General features: G+C 69.9%; 18 protein-coding genes. 17 read left to right on the top strand and 1 reads right to left on the bottom strand.

The genetic code is table 11. The features are described 5' to 3' along the window. Window positions 1-15 precede the first annotated feature (15 nt). The gene (locus ACEN2M_RS04215) at window positions 16-501 is read right to left on the bottom strand and encodes a flagellar protein FlgN (RefSeq protein WP_441646881.1); all 486 of its coding nucleotides are present in this window, start codon (window positions 499-501) and stop codon (window positions 16-18) included. A 395-nt stretch (window positions 502-896) separates the two neighbouring features. Between ACEN2M_RS04215 and ACEN2M_RS04220 the strand changes: the two genes are divergently transcribed. The 17 genes from ACEN2M_RS04220 (at window position 897) to ACEN2M_RS04300 (ending at window position 16,066) form a co-directional block, all read left to right on the top strand. After that, window positions 897-1,877 (top strand): sigma-70 family RNA polymerase sigma factor, encoded by a 981-nt coding sequence (locus ACEN2M_RS04220; protein ID WP_441646882.1) that lies wholly within the window; start codon window positions 897-899, stop codon window positions 1,875-1,877. A gap of 84 nt (window positions 1,878-1,961) precedes the next feature. Next, window positions 1,962-2,831, top strand: coding sequence for a flagellin N-terminal helical domain-containing protein (locus ACEN2M_RS04225; RefSeq protein WP_441646883.1), 870 nt, complete (start codon window positions 1,962-1,964; stop codon window positions 2,829-2,831). 150 nt (window positions 2,832-2,981) lie between these two features. Beyond that, entirely contained in the window at window positions 2,982-4,310 is a 1,329-nt protein-coding gene (gene fliD / locus ACEN2M_RS04230) for a flagellar filament capping protein FliD (RefSeq protein ID WP_441646884.1), read from the top strand. Continuing rightward, window positions 4,310-4,819: a flagellar export chaperone FliS gene (gene fliS / locus ACEN2M_RS04235; protein ID WP_441646885.1), complete on the top strand. Its 510-nt coding sequence runs from the start codon at window positions 4,310-4,312 to the stop codon at window positions 4,817-4,819. The genes fliD and fliS overlap by 1 nt, the downstream gene beginning before the upstream one ends. Next, window positions 4,806-5,198, top strand: a complete 393-nt coding sequence (locus tag ACEN2M_RS04240) for a hypothetical protein (RefSeq protein WP_441646886.1) — start codon at window positions 4,806-4,808, stop codon at window positions 5,196-5,198. The genes fliS and ACEN2M_RS04240 overlap by 14 nt, the downstream gene beginning before the upstream one ends. Window positions 5,199-5,340: 142 nt before the next feature. Beyond that, on the top strand, window positions 5,341-5,682 hold the full coding sequence (locus ACEN2M_RS04245; protein WP_441646887.1) for a flagellar basal body rod protein FlgB: 342 nt from the start codon (window positions 5,341-5,343) through the stop codon (window positions 5,680-5,682). Then, window positions 5,682-6,074 carry a flagellar basal body rod protein FlgC gene (locus tag ACEN2M_RS04250; protein WP_441646888.1) on the top strand — a complete coding sequence of 131 codons (393 nt, stop codon included), beginning with the start codon at window positions 5,682-5,684 and terminating at the stop codon, window positions 6,072-6,074. Before ACEN2M_RS04245 ends, ACEN2M_RS04250 begins: the two co-directional genes overlap by 1 nt. Beyond that, window positions 6,074-6,385 carry a flagellar hook-basal body complex protein FliE gene (fliE, locus tag ACEN2M_RS04255; protein WP_441646889.1) on the top strand — a complete coding sequence of 104 codons (312 nt, stop codon included), beginning with the start codon at window positions 6,074-6,076 and terminating at the stop codon, window positions 6,383-6,385. Before ACEN2M_RS04250 ends, fliE begins: the two co-directional genes overlap by 1 nt. Further along, window positions 6,385-8,007, top strand: coding sequence for a flagellar basal-body MS-ring/collar protein FliF (fliF, locus tag ACEN2M_RS04260; RefSeq protein ID WP_441646890.1), 1,623 nt, complete (start codon window positions 6,385-6,387; stop codon window positions 8,005-8,007). Before fliE ends, fliF begins: the two co-directional genes overlap by 1 nt. Beyond that, entirely contained in the window at window positions 8,004-9,023 is a 1,020-nt protein-coding gene (gene fliG, locus ACEN2M_RS04265; RefSeq protein ID WP_441646891.1) for a flagellar motor switch protein FliG, read from the top strand. Before fliF ends, fliG begins: the two co-directional genes overlap by 4 nt. Then, complete coding sequence (locus ACEN2M_RS04270; protein ID WP_441646892.1) at window positions 9,016-9,708, top strand: FliH/SctL family protein; 693 nt, start codon at window positions 9,016-9,018, stop codon at window positions 9,706-9,708. The genes fliG and ACEN2M_RS04270 overlap by 8 nt, the downstream gene beginning before the upstream one ends. Beyond that, on the top strand, window positions 9,705-11,090 hold the full coding sequence (locus tag ACEN2M_RS04275; protein WP_441646893.1) for a FliI/YscN family ATPase: 1,386 nt from the start codon (window positions 9,705-9,707) through the stop codon (window positions 11,088-11,090). The genes ACEN2M_RS04270 and ACEN2M_RS04275 overlap by 4 nt, the downstream gene beginning before the upstream one ends. Next, a complete protein-coding gene (locus tag ACEN2M_RS04280; RefSeq protein WP_441646894.1) occupies window positions 11,087-11,578 on the top strand; it encodes a flagellar FliJ family protein in 492 nt (163 codons plus the stop codon). The genes ACEN2M_RS04275 and ACEN2M_RS04280 overlap by 4 nt, the downstream gene beginning before the upstream one ends. After that, on the top strand, window positions 11,575-12,300 hold the full coding sequence (locus ACEN2M_RS04285) for a C40 family peptidase (RefSeq protein WP_441646895.1): 726 nt from the start codon (window positions 11,575-11,577) through the stop codon (window positions 12,298-12,300). The genes ACEN2M_RS04280 and ACEN2M_RS04285 overlap by 4 nt, the downstream gene beginning before the upstream one ends. Beyond that, the gene (locus ACEN2M_RS04290) at window positions 12,297-14,186 is read left to right on the top strand and encodes a flagellar hook-length control protein FliK (RefSeq protein WP_441646896.1); all 1,890 of its coding nucleotides are present in this window, start codon (window positions 12,297-12,299) and stop codon (window positions 14,184-14,186) included. The genes ACEN2M_RS04285 and ACEN2M_RS04290 overlap by 4 nt, the downstream gene beginning before the upstream one ends. Before the next feature lie 141 nt (window positions 14,187-14,327). Then, window positions 14,328-14,780 carry a flagellar hook assembly protein FlgD gene (locus tag ACEN2M_RS04295; RefSeq protein WP_441646897.1) on the top strand — a complete coding sequence of 151 codons (453 nt, stop codon included), beginning with the start codon at window positions 14,328-14,330 and terminating at the stop codon, window positions 14,778-14,780. Window positions 14,781-14,878: 98 nt separating this feature from the next. Beyond that, entirely contained in the window at window positions 14,879-16,066 is a 1,188-nt protein-coding gene (locus tag ACEN2M_RS04300; protein WP_441646898.1) for a flagellar hook protein FlgE, read from the top strand. Window positions 16,067-16,373 lie beyond the last annotated feature (307 nt).

The following is a 16,373-nucleotide window of genomic DNA, read 5'->3' on the forward strand; positions in this document are numbered from 1 at the left end:
GAGTCATCGCCGGGCTCACAGGCTCTGGTCGAAGAGTCGGGCGCCGGTGGTCGCGGTGTCGGAGGCGCCGCGGGCATCGTAGGTGGTGGCCTGGGCATCGACGCCGGCCAGGGATTCCTGGGTGTACCTGGCAGCGGAGCGCAGGAACTGCTCATTGACGTCGCGCAGGCTGCGGATCTGGGCGATCAGCTCGGTCATGGCCGTGAGGTGCGCGGTGAGAATGTCGCCCCAGGGCCCCGCGGGTGCCTGCTGCACGAGTTCGCTCAGCGTCGCGTCCTGCGACGTTCCCCACTCAGCGGCAACAGCGGCCACCTCCACGGATCGGCCGAGACCCGCCTCGCGCACCAACTCGAGAACCTGCTCCACCTCGCGGGTGGCGTGCTGCACCCAGCGGGTGCGGCCGGCGCTCAGCAGCAGCTGTTCCTCGTCGAGTTTGAAGACCAGCAGCTCGAGCAGTTCACGCTCCCGCCAAAGCAGCGCCGAAAGTTCGTTGGCACCCATACCGTCACTGCCTTTCCGCCCCTGCAGGCCCGTTGGTCAATCGTACGATTCCATGTCCGGTCGAGAGCACTATCGGCCGGATATTCACGGCCGTTAGCTGGGAATCGGCCGGGCGGTTCTCGCCGCCGGCATTCCAGCCTGCGGGGTCCCCCAAAGATAGGACACGAAAAGCCCCAAACTGGGGGTGCGCCTGCGCCAGAATCACGAGCCGCTGTTGTTACCGTAATAGCTAGGCGAATATCGCACGCGCAGGGACCCGAACCCCTGTTCCGGGCGCATTTTTGCTTGTTTCAACCGACGCCATCCCTCACCTGCTCACCCGGCAGCGCACAGAGACCCGTCTCCGTTCGTCAACCGCATGGCAGTAGGTCCAGCACCAAGCAGGAGGGCACTCGTTGAATCGTTCGGCGCGCAACAAGCTCGTGGTCGAGAACCTGCCCCTCGTCGGCTACCTCGTCTCCGAGGTCTGGGCCAAGGCCCGGCACCTTTCGCGTGACGACCTGGCCTCGGCCGGCTCCCTGGCGCTGATCACCTCCGCCGATGCGTTCGACCCTGCACTCGGTGTGCCGTTCGGCGCCTTCGCCCGCCGTCGCATCATCGGCGCCTTCGCCGACGAGATGCGCTCCAACGACTGGGCCACCCGGATGGCCCGCCGCCGGATCAAGGACACCCGCCAGGTGCAGGAGACCCTCGCCGCCGCCCTCGGCCGCAGCGCCACCGTCGACGAGGTCGCCGCCGCACTCGGTGTCGACCGGGAGACCGCTCTGGCCGGCCTGGCTGACTCCGAACGAACCCTCACCGCCCTCGACGACACCACCGCCGAGTTCCTCGTGGCCGACACCGTGCTGCCCGAGGAGTCCCTGCTGTCGACGGAGCGACTCGCCTACCTGCGGGCCGCCGTGGTGGCCCTGCCCGAGCGCATGCGGTCGATCATCGAGCAGGTGTACTTCGAGGACCGCTCGGTCAAGGAGATCGCCGCCGACCTCGGCATCACCCACTCCGCGGTCTCCCAGCAACGCTCGGAGGCCATCCGGCTGCTGCGCGACGGCATGGGCACCCACTATGCCGACGACGCCGAGACCGACTATGTGCCTGAGTCCACTGTGGCGCCGGCCCGCCGCAGCGCCTACCTGTCCCGCATGGCCGACCAGGCGATGCTCGGCATGGCGATCCTGGCGCACGACAGGGTGGCGGATGCCGTGCCGACCCTCTCCGCAGGCCCGTTGGTCTCCAGTGCAGCCGTTGCCTCGGCGGCAGACGGCCTGGCCGGTGTCACCGACATCAACGTGGGCCAGGCGACGGCCGTGGGCCTGGCGAGTGCGGTGGGCCAGCCGATCGTGCTGGACTCCCGCGAACTTTTCTCCAGCAACGGCTAACGCGCCGCGGGGTGGGGCCGATAGGTCACAGTGTCAGCCCATGGATGGGCCGGCGCACACCACCCAATCACGGAGGAACACATCATGGGTATGCAGATCAACACCAACCTCGCGGCGAACAACACCTACCGCAACCTGGCCTCGACCCAGACCGACATGGCCAAGTCGCTCGAGCGCCTGTCCAGCGGCCTCCGCATCAACCGCGCAGCGGACGACGCGGCCGGCCTGGCCATCTCCGAGGGACTGAAGTCGCAGGTCGGTGGCCTCACGGTCGCCAGCCGCAACGCCCAGGACGCCGTCTCGGTCATCCAGACCGCTGAAGGTTCCTTGAGCGAGGTCCAGACCATCCTGCAGCGCGTTCGTGACCTCGCCGTTCAGGCCGGTAACGGCTCGAACAACGCCGACTCTCGCAAGGCGATCTCCACCGAGGTCACGGCACTGGGCAAGGAACTGACCCGCATCAGCGAGTCGACCAACTTCAACGGCATCAAGCTTCTCGACAACGCGGCGTCCACCACGCCGCTGACGTTCCAGATCGGCGCTGGCGGAGTCGCAGGCACGGATCAGATCGATGTCAAACTGACCGACGTTGCTGCACTCGGCACGATCGTCTCGGACCTGGCGAAAAACACGGGCACCGAGGAAGAACCTGTTACGGGATTCTCGACTTCGGCATTCGCGTTGGAGACCATCGGTGACCTGGACACCGCGATCACGGGCGTTTCGACTGCTCGCGCCTCGCTCGGTGCCGACCAGAACCGGTTCGAGAGCGTCATCCGCAACCTGGCCGTCTCCAAGGAGAACCTCACCGCTGCCGGTTCGCGTATCCGCGACACCGACATGGCCGAGGAAATGGTCAAGTACACCCGCTCGAGCATCCTGTCGCAGGCCGGTACCGCCATGCTCGCGCAGGCGAACCAGTCCAACCAGGGCGTTCTCTCGCTGCTGCGCTAAATCACGGACTGACCGACCGACCGGCTGAAAAGCCGCAAAGTCGACTGACCGGGAATCGGCCGGTGGCACGCACGTTCTGACCTGGACCTCAGACCGAGCGGGCCGCCGGCCACTCGCACACCCGCAGACAACGAAACGGACACGGCGCCCATGGGACTCTCCATCGATGGCCTGATCAGTGGTCAGGACACCACGACTCTGATCAACAACCTCATCGCGGTCGAGGCGATCCCGCAGACGCTGCTGAAGGGCAAGGTCACCGCCGCCCAGAACTACACCACCGCCGTGCAGGGGTTGAACACCCAGGTCGCCGCTCTCAACGACGCCGCCACCAAGGCCGCCAAGCCCGCCAGCTACGACCTCTACAGCGCCACCAGCAGTTCCAGCCAGGTCACCGCGACCACGACCACCGGCGCCGCTGCCGGGGTGCTCGACATCACGGTGGGCCGGCTCGCCCAGAACCAGGTCACCGTCACCGGGCCCCTCACCGCCTGGCCCGACGCCACCCTCACCCTCACGGACGCCGCCGGAAAAGCCACAGTGCTCACCCCGGCATCCACCTCGCTCGAGGACGTCGTCACCGCCGTCAACGCGGCCGGGCTCGGCATCACCGCCACCAAGGTGGCCGTGGGCGCCGACGGCTTCCGGGTGCAGTTCAGCAGTGCCGCACCGGGCGCCGCCGCGTCATTCACCCTCACCGGGGGCACGGTTCCGACCACGCAGGTCAAGGCCGCCCAGGATGCCCAGGTCACGCTGTGGGCCGGCACCGCGGCCGCACAGACGATCACCTCGGGCAGCAACACCTTCACCAACCTGCTGCCCGGCCTGGATGTGACCGTCCAAGCGGTCTCCACCACACCGGTCACGCTCACCGTGACCAGGGACGACGCCGCCATCAGCACGATGGCCAAGGGCCTGGTCGGCAGCCTGAACGACATCTTCGCCGTCATCACCAACCGGTCTGCGGTCTCGACCACGACAGACTCCACCGGCAAGAGCGTCACCACGGCCGGGCTCTTCGCCGGCGACAGCACCATCCGCACGGTCAAGCAGAACCTGCTCTCCGCGGCGTCGATGCCCGTCGACGGCCGCTCGCCGTCGGAGATCGGCATCAGCATCACCAAGTCGGGCACCCTGGAATTCGACGCCGAGAAGTTCGCCGCCGCGTTGGCCAAGGACCCGGTCGGCACGATGAAGACCGTGCAGGAGATCTCCGGCCGGGTAGCGAGCGCCGCGGCCACCGCTTCCGACAAGTACGACGGCACACTCACCGCCACCGTCACCAGCGGGCAGTCCCAAGTGCGCACCATGGGCCTGGAGATCAGCGACTGGGACCTCAGGCTCAACGCCAAGCGCGCCTCACTCGAACGCACCTACACCGCGATGGAATCCAGACTAGGGGAGCTGAAGACTCAGTCCGCCTGGCTCACCTCGCAGATCGCTTCCCTCCCCGACGCCTACACAGGAAGTTCAAGCTGATGACCACAGCACTGCTCACGCCCCAACTTTCAGCGCCGCAGCTCTTCGCTTCCCAGCAGGCCGCAGCTGAGCCATCAGCGGCCCAGCTGGCTGCCGCGCAGGCCAAGCGGGCCAAGCTCAACCGCGAGGCCGTGCTCTCGGCCACCCCGGTGCGCCTGCTCACCATGCTCTACGACAGGCTGATGCTCGACCTCGCCCGTGCGGAAGCCGCGCAGGACGGCCAGAACTGGCCGACCGCATCCGAGAACCTGCTGCACGCCCAGGCCATCGTCGACGAACTCACCACCTCGTTGAACGTCACAGCCTGGGACGGCGCCGACGGGCTCCTGGCCATCTACACCTACGTGTCGAACGCCCTGATCGCCGCGAACATCAACCGCGACGTGGCCCGCACCCGCGAGAGCATCGTGCTGCTCGAGCCGCTCCGCCAGGCCTGGCACGAGGCAGCCGGCGCGCTGCCCGCCCCCCAAGTCGCAACCAGTGCAGAGGGTTACCGTGGAGTCGCCTGACGTCCACTCCAGCAGCGCCCGGCCGCACAGCACCCGTCCGGTCACAGCAGCCCCTGGCGAGCTCCGCACCAGCAACGCCGAATGGCTGCGGGTGCTCGACGACCTCGAGGCGAGCCTCGGCAGCGGCGCCAGGGATGCCGTGCTCTCCGCCCAGGGCGGCCAGCTCGTGACCGGGGTGCAGTGGCGGGCGCCAGAGCACATCGGCCAGCTGCCGCGCGAACTCGAAGAGCGGGCCCGGATGCTGCTCACCGGGCAGCTCGAGCTGATCCGCGAGATCGAGGATGCGCGCCGCTCGGCCGGCGCCCACCTCGCCGCCGTGCGCACCATCCTCTCCACCCACCGCTCCGACCAGCCCGTCTACCTGGACATCGCGGGCTGACCCGACAGAACTTTCTGCGGAAAACCCCCTCCCAACTGCTAACGCGCCGCCGATGACGGCCGATAGCTGAGGATGAGCACGGATTGCTCACCCCAGGCCACGGATCGGCCGTCTGTTTTTTTGACGACGAAACGGGCCTAGCGTGATCGAATCCGTGACCACCGCGGCGCTGACCAGCGCCCTGGACGGACTGGCCCTGCGCCAGCGCACCATCGCGAACAACATCGCGAACGTGAACACCCCCGGCTACACGGCCCAGCGGGTCTCGTTCGAGGACGCCCTGGCCAAATCCGTGCAGGCCGGCGACGGCCACAGCGCGGCCAGCACCGCCCGCTCTCTCGAACCGACGCGGCTCGACGGCAACAACGTGAACCTCGACACCGAAACGGTCTCGAACATCGACACCGTGCTGCGCTACCAGTTCGCGGCCCAGGCCGTCGCCGGCGCCGACTCGAGCATGCGCGCAGCGCTCCGGACCAGCTGATGGGCCTCGACGCTCTCGGCATCGCCGGCACCGGCCTCACCCTGCACCGCAAGTGGCTCGACGCCGTGGCCGACAACCTCGCCAACGTCAACACCGCCACGGCCACCTCCGGCGACGCCTTCCAGGCCCGCTACATCGTCGCCCAGGAGGGCGAGGGCGTGTCGGGTGCCTACGTGGCCGGCACCGCGCTGGGCGACGCCGAGGGCCTGCTGGTCTACGAACCCGACAACCCGATCGCGGATGCCGACGGCTACGTGCGCCGCCCCGACATCGACATGGCCGAACAGATGGGCGAGCTGATCATGGCCCAGCGCGGCTACCAGGCCAACGCCGCCGTGATCGACCGCGCCAAGACCTCCTATGAAGCCGCCCTGCAGATCGGACGCAACTGATGACCATTCCCGCCATCGGCTCGGCGCCCGCCGTCAGCGCCACGTCGTACCTGCCCGCAAGCACCGCCGTGAGCGCCGCCGAGTCCACTGACACCGGCTTCGCCAGCGCCCTCACCGGCGCCGTGAACAACCTGCAGCAGCTGCAGTCCACCTCCAACAGCCTCGCCATCCAGGCCGTGACCGGCGACCTCGACGACATCCACACCGCCACCATCGCGTCGTCGCGTGCGGCGGTCACCCTCGAACTGGTCGCCGCCGTGCGTAACAAGGGCGTCGAAGCGTTCAACGACATCATGAGGATGCAGGCCTGATGCCCGCCCAGATCAGCTCGGTCTTCCGGCGGTTCGGCAACACGATCCGCGAGTTCACCATCGCCCAGCGCACCATGGCCATCATCGGCGTGGCCGTGCTGGCGCTCGGCATCGCAGCTCTCACGATGTGGGCCACCCAGCCGGCCTACACGCCGCTGTACTCGGGCCTGAGCGGCGCCGACGCCAACACCATCGTGGAGCAGCTGCGCACCGACGGGGTCGCCTACGAGCTCAGCGACGGGGGAGCCACCATCCTGGTGCCGGAGGCCGACGTCTACGACCAGCGGCTCAAGTCGGCCGCAGCCGGCCTGCCCACCTCCAGCACCGGCGGTTACTCGCTGCTGGACACCATGGGGGTCACGGCCTCCGAATTCCAGCAGTCGGTCACCTACAAGCGGGCGCTCGAGGGCGAACTCGCCGCCACCATCGAAGCCATGAAGGGGGTGCAGACCGCGTCGGTGCGGCTGGCGATCCCCGAGGCCACGGTGTTCACCGAGGAGACCAACGACCCCACCGCCTCCGTCTTTGTGGGTACCCAGAACGGTGTCACCCTCAACGCCGATCAGGTGCAGTCGATCGTGCACCTCACCAGCGCGTCGATCGACGGCATGAAGCCCACTGATGTCGCCGTCATCGACGCCGCCGGGGTGGTGCTCTCCGCCGTGGGAGTTGGAGCCACCGGCTCGGCCGGCCAGCAGGCCAGCGACTACGAGGAGCGCGTGCGCGGCTCGGTGCAGTCCATGCTCGACAAGGTCGTTGGGCCTGGCAACGCCACCGTGGTGGTCGCCGCCGACATGAGCTACCAGAGCGCCCAGGTTGTGGAGGAGTCGTTCACGCTTCCCGAGGACGCCCCGGCCCTCAACGAGGCCGTGGCGACCGAGTCGTACACCGGCGGCGGGGAGGCCGCGGCCGGCGTGCTCGGACCGGACAACATCGCCGTTCCCGCCGGAACCACCGCAGACGGCACCTTCACCTCCGAAGACACCACCCGCAACAACGCCATCAACAAGGTCACCGAGACACGCACGGTGCCCGCGGGGGAGATCAACCGGCAGACCGTCTCGGTGGCCGTGAACTCGGCCGTCGCCGAGGACCTCAACGTGGCCGACGTCACGAACCTGGTGTCCTCAGCGGCGGGCATCGACGTGGCCAGGGGCGACGCCGTCACCGTGGAGGTCGTCAGCTTCAACGCCGCCGGCGCCGATGCCGCCGCCGCGGCCCTCGCCGAGGCCGCCGCAGCCGAGGAAGCCGCCCGCAACGCCGGCATCCTGCAGATGGGCCTGATCGTGGGCGGCACCGTCATCGCCTTCGTGCTCGGACTCATCCTCTACGCCAGACGCTCACGCCGGCAGAGCCGCCAGGCCATCGAGCTGAGCGACCTCGTGCAGGCGCGGTCCGAGCTGGATGCGCCCACGGTTCCGTTCGCGCTCCCGCCGCAGATGGTGCCGTTGCACATCGATTCGGTGCCGACCCAGGTGCTTCCGGTGAGCGCAGGCCCCGTGGGCGGCGGTCTGACCGGCGGTGACCAGCGGGTCGCCGACATCGACGCCCTCGCCCTGCGCGACCCGCAGATGGCCGCCGAGATGCTGCGTGGCCTGATGGATGACAGGCAGCCGGCATGATCGACTCGAAAACCCCGCTGACCGGCACGCAGAAGGTGGCCGTGGTTCTGATGACCATGGACCAGCAACGCGCCTCCGAGGTGATGAAGCAGTTCTCCGAGACCGAAGCGGCCGAGATCATCGCCGAGATCGTGCAGCTGCGCCGGATTGACGCGTCGGTCATGGACAGCGCCGTCGCCGAGTTCCACGAGCTCACCACTGTCGGTGGCCGCAACCCCCGCGGCGGCCACGCCATGGCGATCGGGCTGCTGGAGAAGTCCTTCGGCGCCGAGCGGGCGGCCGGGGTGATGAGCCGGGTGGCGACCTCCATGGCCGGCAAGGCGTTCGAGTTCCTCGACACCGTCGACGCGATGCAGGTGCTCGCCCTGCTCGACGGCGAATTGCCGCAGACCATCGCGCTGGTGCTCGCGCACCTGCGCCCTGAGCACGCCTCCGCGATCCTCTCCGGCCTGGACGCCCCGGTGCGCACCGACGTCGCGCAGTGCATCGCCTCCACCGGACCGGCCACGCCGGAGGCCGTGCGGGTGGTCACCGACATCCTCAAGAAGCGCATCGGCGCCGTCGCCGCCTCCCGCGACTCTGCCGAGGTCGTCGGCGGTGTGCAGCCGCTGGTGGAGATCATCAACCGGGCCGACATCAACACCGAACGGGCCCTGCTCGAGGCGCTCGACGAACGCGACCCGGTGCTCGCTGAAGAGGTGCGCTCGCGCATGCTCACCTTCGCCGACATCGTCAAACTCGAGAACCGGGATGTGCAGCTGGTGCTGCGCGGCATCGACGCCGCCGTACTCGCCGTGGCCATGAAAGGCTCCACCGAGCTGGTCGTCGACATCATCCAGCGCAACCTGTCCGAGCGGAACCGCGACATCCTGAACGACGAGGTCACCGGCCTCGGTCCGGTGCGGGTCTCGCAGGTGGAGGAGGCCCGCGCCACCATCGTGCGGTCGATCCGCGACCTGGCCGCGCAGGGGGCCATCACCGTGCAGCGCGCCGACGAGGACGACTTCGTTGTCTAACGCGGCAGCCGGTGCGGCCTTCTCCCCGATCCAGCCCGAGAACGCGGCAGAAAACGACTTCGCAGCCCTGGTGTTCCCCACCCTCGGCGACCAGCTCACCGGCCCCCGCCGCGACCGCGACGAGGACCGCGCCAGGCTGGAGCAGCAGTGGCGGGCCAGGGGCCACGCCGCCGGCTACACCGAAGGGCTACGGGCAGCCGACGAGGCCGTGCGGGCCCGCCTGGCTCAGCTCGAGGCCGAACACGCCGAGCTGATGCGCGCCACCGCGCTCGGCCGGGACCACGGCCTGGCCGTGCTGCACGCCGCCGCCAGGGCCCTGGACCAGCGCACCCTTCCGGTGCTCAGCGATGTCGAGGACACCCTTCTCGACGCCGCCATCGACCTGGCCGAGACGATCATCGGGCACGCACTCGCCGACGAGGCGAATGCGGTGCGGTTCGCTCTCGCCCGGGCCGACCACGCCGCCGCCGGTGCCCGCCCCGTCAGCCACACCGTGCGGCTGCACCCCCTCGACCTGGCCGTGCTCGACGAGCGGGCCGCGGTGCACGGCGGGGTCACCTTCGTGGCGGATGCCGGCCTGGCGCGTGGGGATGCCGTCAGCGAGTTTCCCGACGGCTACCTCGACGCCCGGATCGGCAGCGCCCTGGCCCGCGCCCGCGCGGCCCTCGGGACAGGACCGGCATGAGCCTGACCCGACCGGACACCACCGACCGCCTGGCGCGTGCCCTCGCGGTGGCACGCCCCGAGCGGGTGGGCGTGGTGTCGTCGATCGTCGGCCTGAGCGTCGACGTGCGGGGCCTGAACGGCGCCATCGGCGACCTGGTGCTGATCGGGGGCACCGGCGCTCCGACCGGCGCCTCGACCGGCGCCTCGACCGGCGCTCCGACCGGGCCCTCGACCGGGGTGGACGCCGAGGTCGTCGCCACCACTCCGGACGGCATGCGGTGCATGCCGCTCGCCAAACTCACCGGCATCCGCGTAGGTGACCCTGTGCGCGCGAGCAGCGCCGGATACCTGGTGCCCACCGGGCGCGGCCTGCTGGGCCGGGTGATCGACGGCCTGGGTCGCCCGATCGACGGCAAGGGTCCGCTGGTGGTCGCGCAGCGCGTCTCCCTCGACAACGAGAGCCCGTCTGCCATGGCGCGCTCGCGCATCCAGTCCCCGCTCCAACTGGGCGTGCGGGTGCTCGACACCCTCACCACAGTGGGCAAGGGGCAGCGGATGGGCCTGTTCGCCGGCTCCGGCGTGGGCAAGTCGTCGCTGCTGTCGATGATCGCCCGCGGCACGGATGCCGAGGTGTCGGTGATCGCGCTGGTGGGGGAGCGCGGACGTGAGGTGCGCGAGTTCCTCGAAGACGACCTCGGCGAGGAGGGCCTGGCCCGGTCGATCGTGGTCGTGTCCACCTCGGACGAACCGGCCATGATGCGACTGCGCGCCGCGTTCGTCGCCACCCGCATCGCCGAGTCGTTCCGCGACCGCGGTGCCGACGTCATGCTCATGATGGACTCGCTCACCCGGGTGGCCATGGCCCAGCGCGAGATCGGTCTCTCGGCCGGTGAACCGCCTGCCACCCGCGGCTACCCGCCGTCCACCTTCTCCCTGCTCGCCCGGCTGCTCGAACGGGCCGGCACCGACCAGGTCGGCTCGATCACCGGCATCTACACTGTGCTCGTCGACGGTGACGATCACAACGAACCCATCGCCGATGCCGCCCGCTCCATCCTCGACGGTCACGTGGTGCTCGACCGCAAGCTCGCCGTCCTCGGCCACTTTCCCTCCGTCGACGCCCTCGGCTCGATCTCCAGGGTGGCCACCCGCGTCACCACGCCAGAGCAGGCCGCGGCGGCCGGCCGCTTGCGGGCCGTGCTCGCCGCCCGACGCTCCGCACAAGACCTGATCGACGTCGGCGCCTACCGTCGGGGAACCAACCCGTTGGTGGACGCGGCCGTCGACCACGACGGCGCCATCACCGCCTTCCTGCAACAGCGGATGGATGAACACACCCCGGCCGCGCAGGCCTGGGACCGCCTCACCGCGCTCACCCGACTGCTCGGCGGTGACCGATGAACCGGCAATTCTCGCTCGCAGGCCTCCTGCGCCTGCGGCACCTGCAGCAGGACCAGGCCGCGGCGGAGCTCTCCGTGGCCAACGCACGGCTGCGAGCGGCCGCGACCCGCATCGACGAGACCAGGGCCGCGCTCGAACACCTGCCGATCAGCCCGACCGGTGCCGACACCCTCTACGCCATCGCGGCCGCCCGGGCGTCGTCGCGCAGCATGCTGGCCGAGTTGGCCGCCCTTGACGTCGTGGCCCAGCAGGGCCAGGTCGACGCGCAACGCGAGTTCGACGCCCGAAAGGCCGCAGCGGTGAGCCTGGAAAAACTCGAGGACCGCCACGGCACCGCGATTGCCGCGGAAGACCTGCACGCCGAACAGGCCGTCATTGACGAGATCGCGTCGACGGGGTGGCACCGCCGGCTCGGCGAGCAGCGCGCGGGCCAAGGCAGCACGGCACCCACCGGTACAGGCTCAGCACCTCAGGGAGACGAACGATGACGATGACGGATGCGCTCAGCAGGGTCGGCGAGATCCAGGCCAGGCTGGTTCAGCTGAGCGACCTGGCCGCCGGCCGGGTCTCGGCCACGACGACGGCAACGACCGGCGCGGCATCGGCGACCAGCTTCGCCGACGCGTTGGCCGCGGCCACAGGTGCGTCCACGACCGGAGCGATCCCCAACAGCACCGGTGCCACGGGCACCGACATCGTCGCCGCCGCGGAGAAGTACCTGGGTGTGCCCTATGTGTTCGGCGGCGAGGACGGCACCGGCATGGACTGCTCCGGTCTGGTGCAGCGGGTGTATGCCGACATGGGTATAGAGGTTCCCCGCCTGGTGTCCGGACAGATGACCATCGGCACCGAGGTCGCATCGCTGGCCGAGGCGAAGCCCGGCGACCTCATTGTCACCGGTGGCGGCGAGCACATCCTCATCTACGCGGGCAACAACCAGGTGATCCACGCGCCCTATGCGGGGCGCACGGTGTGCAAGGTCGAGGCCTACATGGACGATTCCGAGATCACCACCATCCGCCGGGTCATTCCCGACCAGGCGGCGTCGGCGGCCTTGAGCGGCACGGCCTTGAGCGGTACTGCCCTGAGCGGCACTGCCGGGAGCGGTGCTGCCGGGAGCTCCAGCAACCTCGTCTCGGCAGCCTTCGCGTCTCTGTTCAACGGCGGCTCGTCGGCGTCGGCGCTGAGCACGACGGGGCGTAGCTCGTGAGCCCCGCATCCGTCGCCCTGCCGTCGCGCACGCCTGCTGATGCCGGGCCCTCCGCGGGGCGCGGAGCTCGCGGTGCGCAGCAGACCGGCGCCGCGACCTTCGCCGGCTTGCTGCACGGCGCTCTGACCACCTCGGATGCCCCGGCCCGCCCGCCGGCCGCAGGAGCGCCAGCTGCGTCCACGACCATCGCGGACCGCACGCGAGCCGCCGCCGACCGGGCCGCAGAGTCCACGACCATCGCGGACCGCGCGCGAGCCACCGCCGACCGGGCCGCAGAGTCCGCGCGGCAGGCGGACGCACGCGCCGCTGCCCGCGATATCCGCGAGGCCCGCGCTCCCGCCGCCGTCGCGCTTCCCGCCCGCGGTGAAGACCCGGATCGCTCCGACCCATCCCGGGCCGGGTCAGATGACGTGCGCACCGGAGACGGTGTGATCGGCCCCGGTTTCGCGGGCGGTGTTCCGAATACCGGCGCACCGACCGGCAGTGTGCTGGTTGACAACGCGCCGGCCGCCGGCGTGTGGCGCTCCGCCCCGACACGGCCGGGCGACGCGCCGGGCAGCGCAGTCAACACCAACTCGGGGGTCCCGGTCGGCACTGCAACACCGACCGGCACGGACACCTTGGGCGCCGCTGGCGCCGCGTCGGGAATCACCGCTCCGGCGGAAACGCCCGGCCGGCCCGCCGCAACGGGTCAATCGTCAGCCGCATCCGCGACAGGTCTGCCGGTTCTGCCACCAACCCCGACCGCGACCATGCCCGGTGCCCCTGGGGCGACCCCGCCGATCGCGGGCCAGCCGCCGCTTTCAGGCGCACTCACCGCAAACCACCCCACTGCCCTGAAAGGCGCGGTGCAAGCCGACGCCGCGGCGCACCCCGCAGCCGGAGGAATCGGAACCACGGGTACGTCAGCCGGGGGAGTCGGAACCACCGGACTGGACGGGGGAGTCGGAACCACGGGTGCGTCAGCCGGGGGAGTCGGAACCACCGGACTGGACGGGGGAGTCGGAACGCCGGGCACGTCGGCCGCGAACGCCGGCACCGTTGCAGCTACAGGGGCGACGGCCACGATCCTCGCGGCCACGAGCGCCACGGCCCGAAGCCTCACCGAGATGGCCAGCGCCGCCACCGACATCCCCGTCACATCCGCAGCCACAGCCGCTGCAGCCGGGGATGTCGCAGCCTCTGACATAGCAGGCGCGGACGGCGCAGCCATGAGCATCCCGACTGGAGATCTCGCAGCCACAACCGGTCCGGTCACCAGCGGCACAGCCGGCGGCACAGCCGGCGCCGCACTGGCCGGCGCACCGGGAACGCTGCCGACACCGGCGACCGCCCCGGCACCGACCGGCGTGGCCTCCGCGCCCACCGCCCCGGGGTCCACGGCCACGCCGGTGCCCCTGAGCGGCCAGGTGGCCCGCCCGCTGTTCAGCCTCGCGGCTGCGGGGCCGGGCGAGCACACGATGTCGATCAGTGTCTCGCCGGACGACCTCGGACCCGTGGTCGTGCGCGCCCAGATCAATTCCTCCGGCGTGCGCCTTGAACTCTTCGCTCCCACCGATTCCGCCCGCGAGGCGCTGCGCCTGATCCTGCCCGAACTGCGCCGCGATCTGGCCGGCGGTGGCCTACCGGCCAGCCTCGACCTGTCCAGCCGCAATTTGCCCGGCGACGCCGGGTCCGGGCGGCAGGACCGCCCGGCGCCCGACCAGGTCGGCCAGGACGCTGCGGGGTTCGGCGGCGACACAAACGGCGCGCATGGTCGGCCGCGGGCACCCGCACCGGCGGAGCACTGGCTTCGAGCGTCGCCGGCAGGCCAAGACGGTACCGCCGCCGGCGACACCGTGGATCCGGCCCGGCCGGCCGGGGGACGAGTCGATGTCCTCGCCTGATCCGGTGCCGGCAACGTCGGGTCCCGGCATCGGGCACTCCCGATCACACCCGAACAGGCCACGTCACTCCCGGCCCCGTCGCTCCCGGCCACATTGCTCCCAGACGCCGCACCCCGCCCAGCCCACCAGAAACGAGATCCCATGACCATCGACGCCGTTGGCTCCGTATCAACTGCCGCAGCGAACGCCACCGAGACGGCCGCCGCCAGCATGTACGCGACGACCCCCGTGCGCACGCCCAAGCAGACGCTCGACTCTGAGGCCTTCATGTCGCTCCTGGTGGCCCAGTTGCGCAACCAGGACCCGAGCTCGCCCATGGACACCAACCAGATGATCGCCCAGACCACCCAGTTGGCCATGATGGAGAAACTCACCGCCCTGTCCACGACAGCCGACGAGAACTTCTCGCTGCAGATGCGCACCGCCGCGGCCGCGCTCGTCGGCCAGAGCGTCACCTACACGGATGCCGCCGGCACGAGCATCACCGGCATCGCGACGGCCGTCTCCTACGCCGGGCCCGTTCCTCAGGTCACCGTAGGCACGGCGACGGTCGCGCTCGACGCAATCTCGGGGGTGACCGCCCCCACCGGGTGATCCGGTCGGCGTCCGCACCCCGCGAACCCGCCACTCGCCGCACGACCGATCGTCATTACCCAGTTCTCCTCAGCAGCACCTCTTGAAAGGCAGCTCTCATGCTTCGTTCCCTCTACTCCGGTATCTCAGGCCTTCGCGCCCACCAGACCATGCTCGACGTCACCGGCAACAACATCGCCAACGTCAACACCACCGCGTTCAAGGCGTCGGCCACCCAGTTCCAGGACACCCTCTCCCAGCTCACGCAGGGCGCCGGTGGTCCCGGTGCAACGACCGGAGGTACCAACCCGGCGCAGGTCGGCCTGGGCGTGCAGGTCGCTGGCATCGCCACCAACTTCGCCCAGGGCTCGTCGCAGGCCACCGGTAAGGCATCCGACATGCTCATCTCGGGTGACGGATTCTTCGTTACCCAGCAGGGCGGCGAAACTGTCTACAGCCGGGCCGGCGCCTTCGACTTCGACGCCGCCGGCCGCCTCGTCACCCCGTCGGGAGCGATCGTGCAGGGCTGGGGTGCAGTGGACGGTGTGGTCAACGAGGGTGGCGCCGTGGGGGATCTGTCCCTGCCCGTGAACGCCGTGACCCCGGGCAAAGCGACGAGTGGGATCGCGATGACCGGGACGCTGCCATCCGACGCAGTTAAGGGCACCCAACTGCTGAGGGACGTCAAGGTCTACGACGCCTCTGGGGCGGCCCGCACGGTCTCCTTGACCTTCACGAAGGCCGAGACAGGCGCCGGCTGGAACGTCTCGGGGGTCGACGGTGACCGCACGGCATCAGCAGAGTTGGTCTTCACCGGAAAGGTGCTCACATCCGGAGGACCGCTCGTGCTCGGCGACCCCGCCGCTGGTGGCGTGACCGTAGACCTCGCCAAGTTGGAGGCCATGGCCGGGATCAGCACGGTCAAGGCTTCGCCCGACGGCAGCGCCCCCGGCTCGCTCGAGTCCTACTCCTTCGCTAAGGACGGCACCCTGGTGGGACTGTTCAGCAACGGCGAGCAGAAGGCTCTCGGCCGCATCGCCCTGGCCACCTTCACCAACCCGGGCGGGCTGGAGAAGACCGGCTCGAACGGCTACCGGGCTACCTTCAACTCCGGCACCGCCGAGCTCGGCGCTCCCGGCTCGGCCGGACTCGGCTCACTCACCGGCGGTGCGCTGGAGATGTCGAACGTTGACCTCTCCCAGGAGTTCACCAACCTCATCGTCGCCCAGCGCGGCTTCCAGGCGAACGCCCGCATCATCACCACCTCGGACGAGGTGCTGCAGGAGCTCACCAACCTCAAGCGCTAGCTGGAAACTACCGAGGATCAAGGGCCTGCGAAAGGGACCGATCCCGTCGGTCGACCGAGTCGATATTCGGCAAGGTGCCGGCGAAAGGTTCCCCCACTGTTGGTCGAGCTTGTCGAGACCTGCTGAGATGCGTCGCGAACGTGCACCGTCTCGCGGGATCTCGACAAGCTCGATCAGCGGATGGTGGCGCCCCTGCGTCGGCCAAGCTCGTCGAGACCTCGTAAGGCGCCTGCGAAAGGCCCCCACCACGTTGGTCGAGCTTGTCGAGACCCGGTGAGGTGCGTCGCGAACGCGCACCGTCTCGCAG

Source organism: Cryobacterium sp. W22_MBD10_FK3 (assembly GCF_052113745.1).
Lineage (GTDB): Bacteria > Actinomycetota > Actinomycetes > Actinomycetales > Microbacteriaceae > Cryobacterium.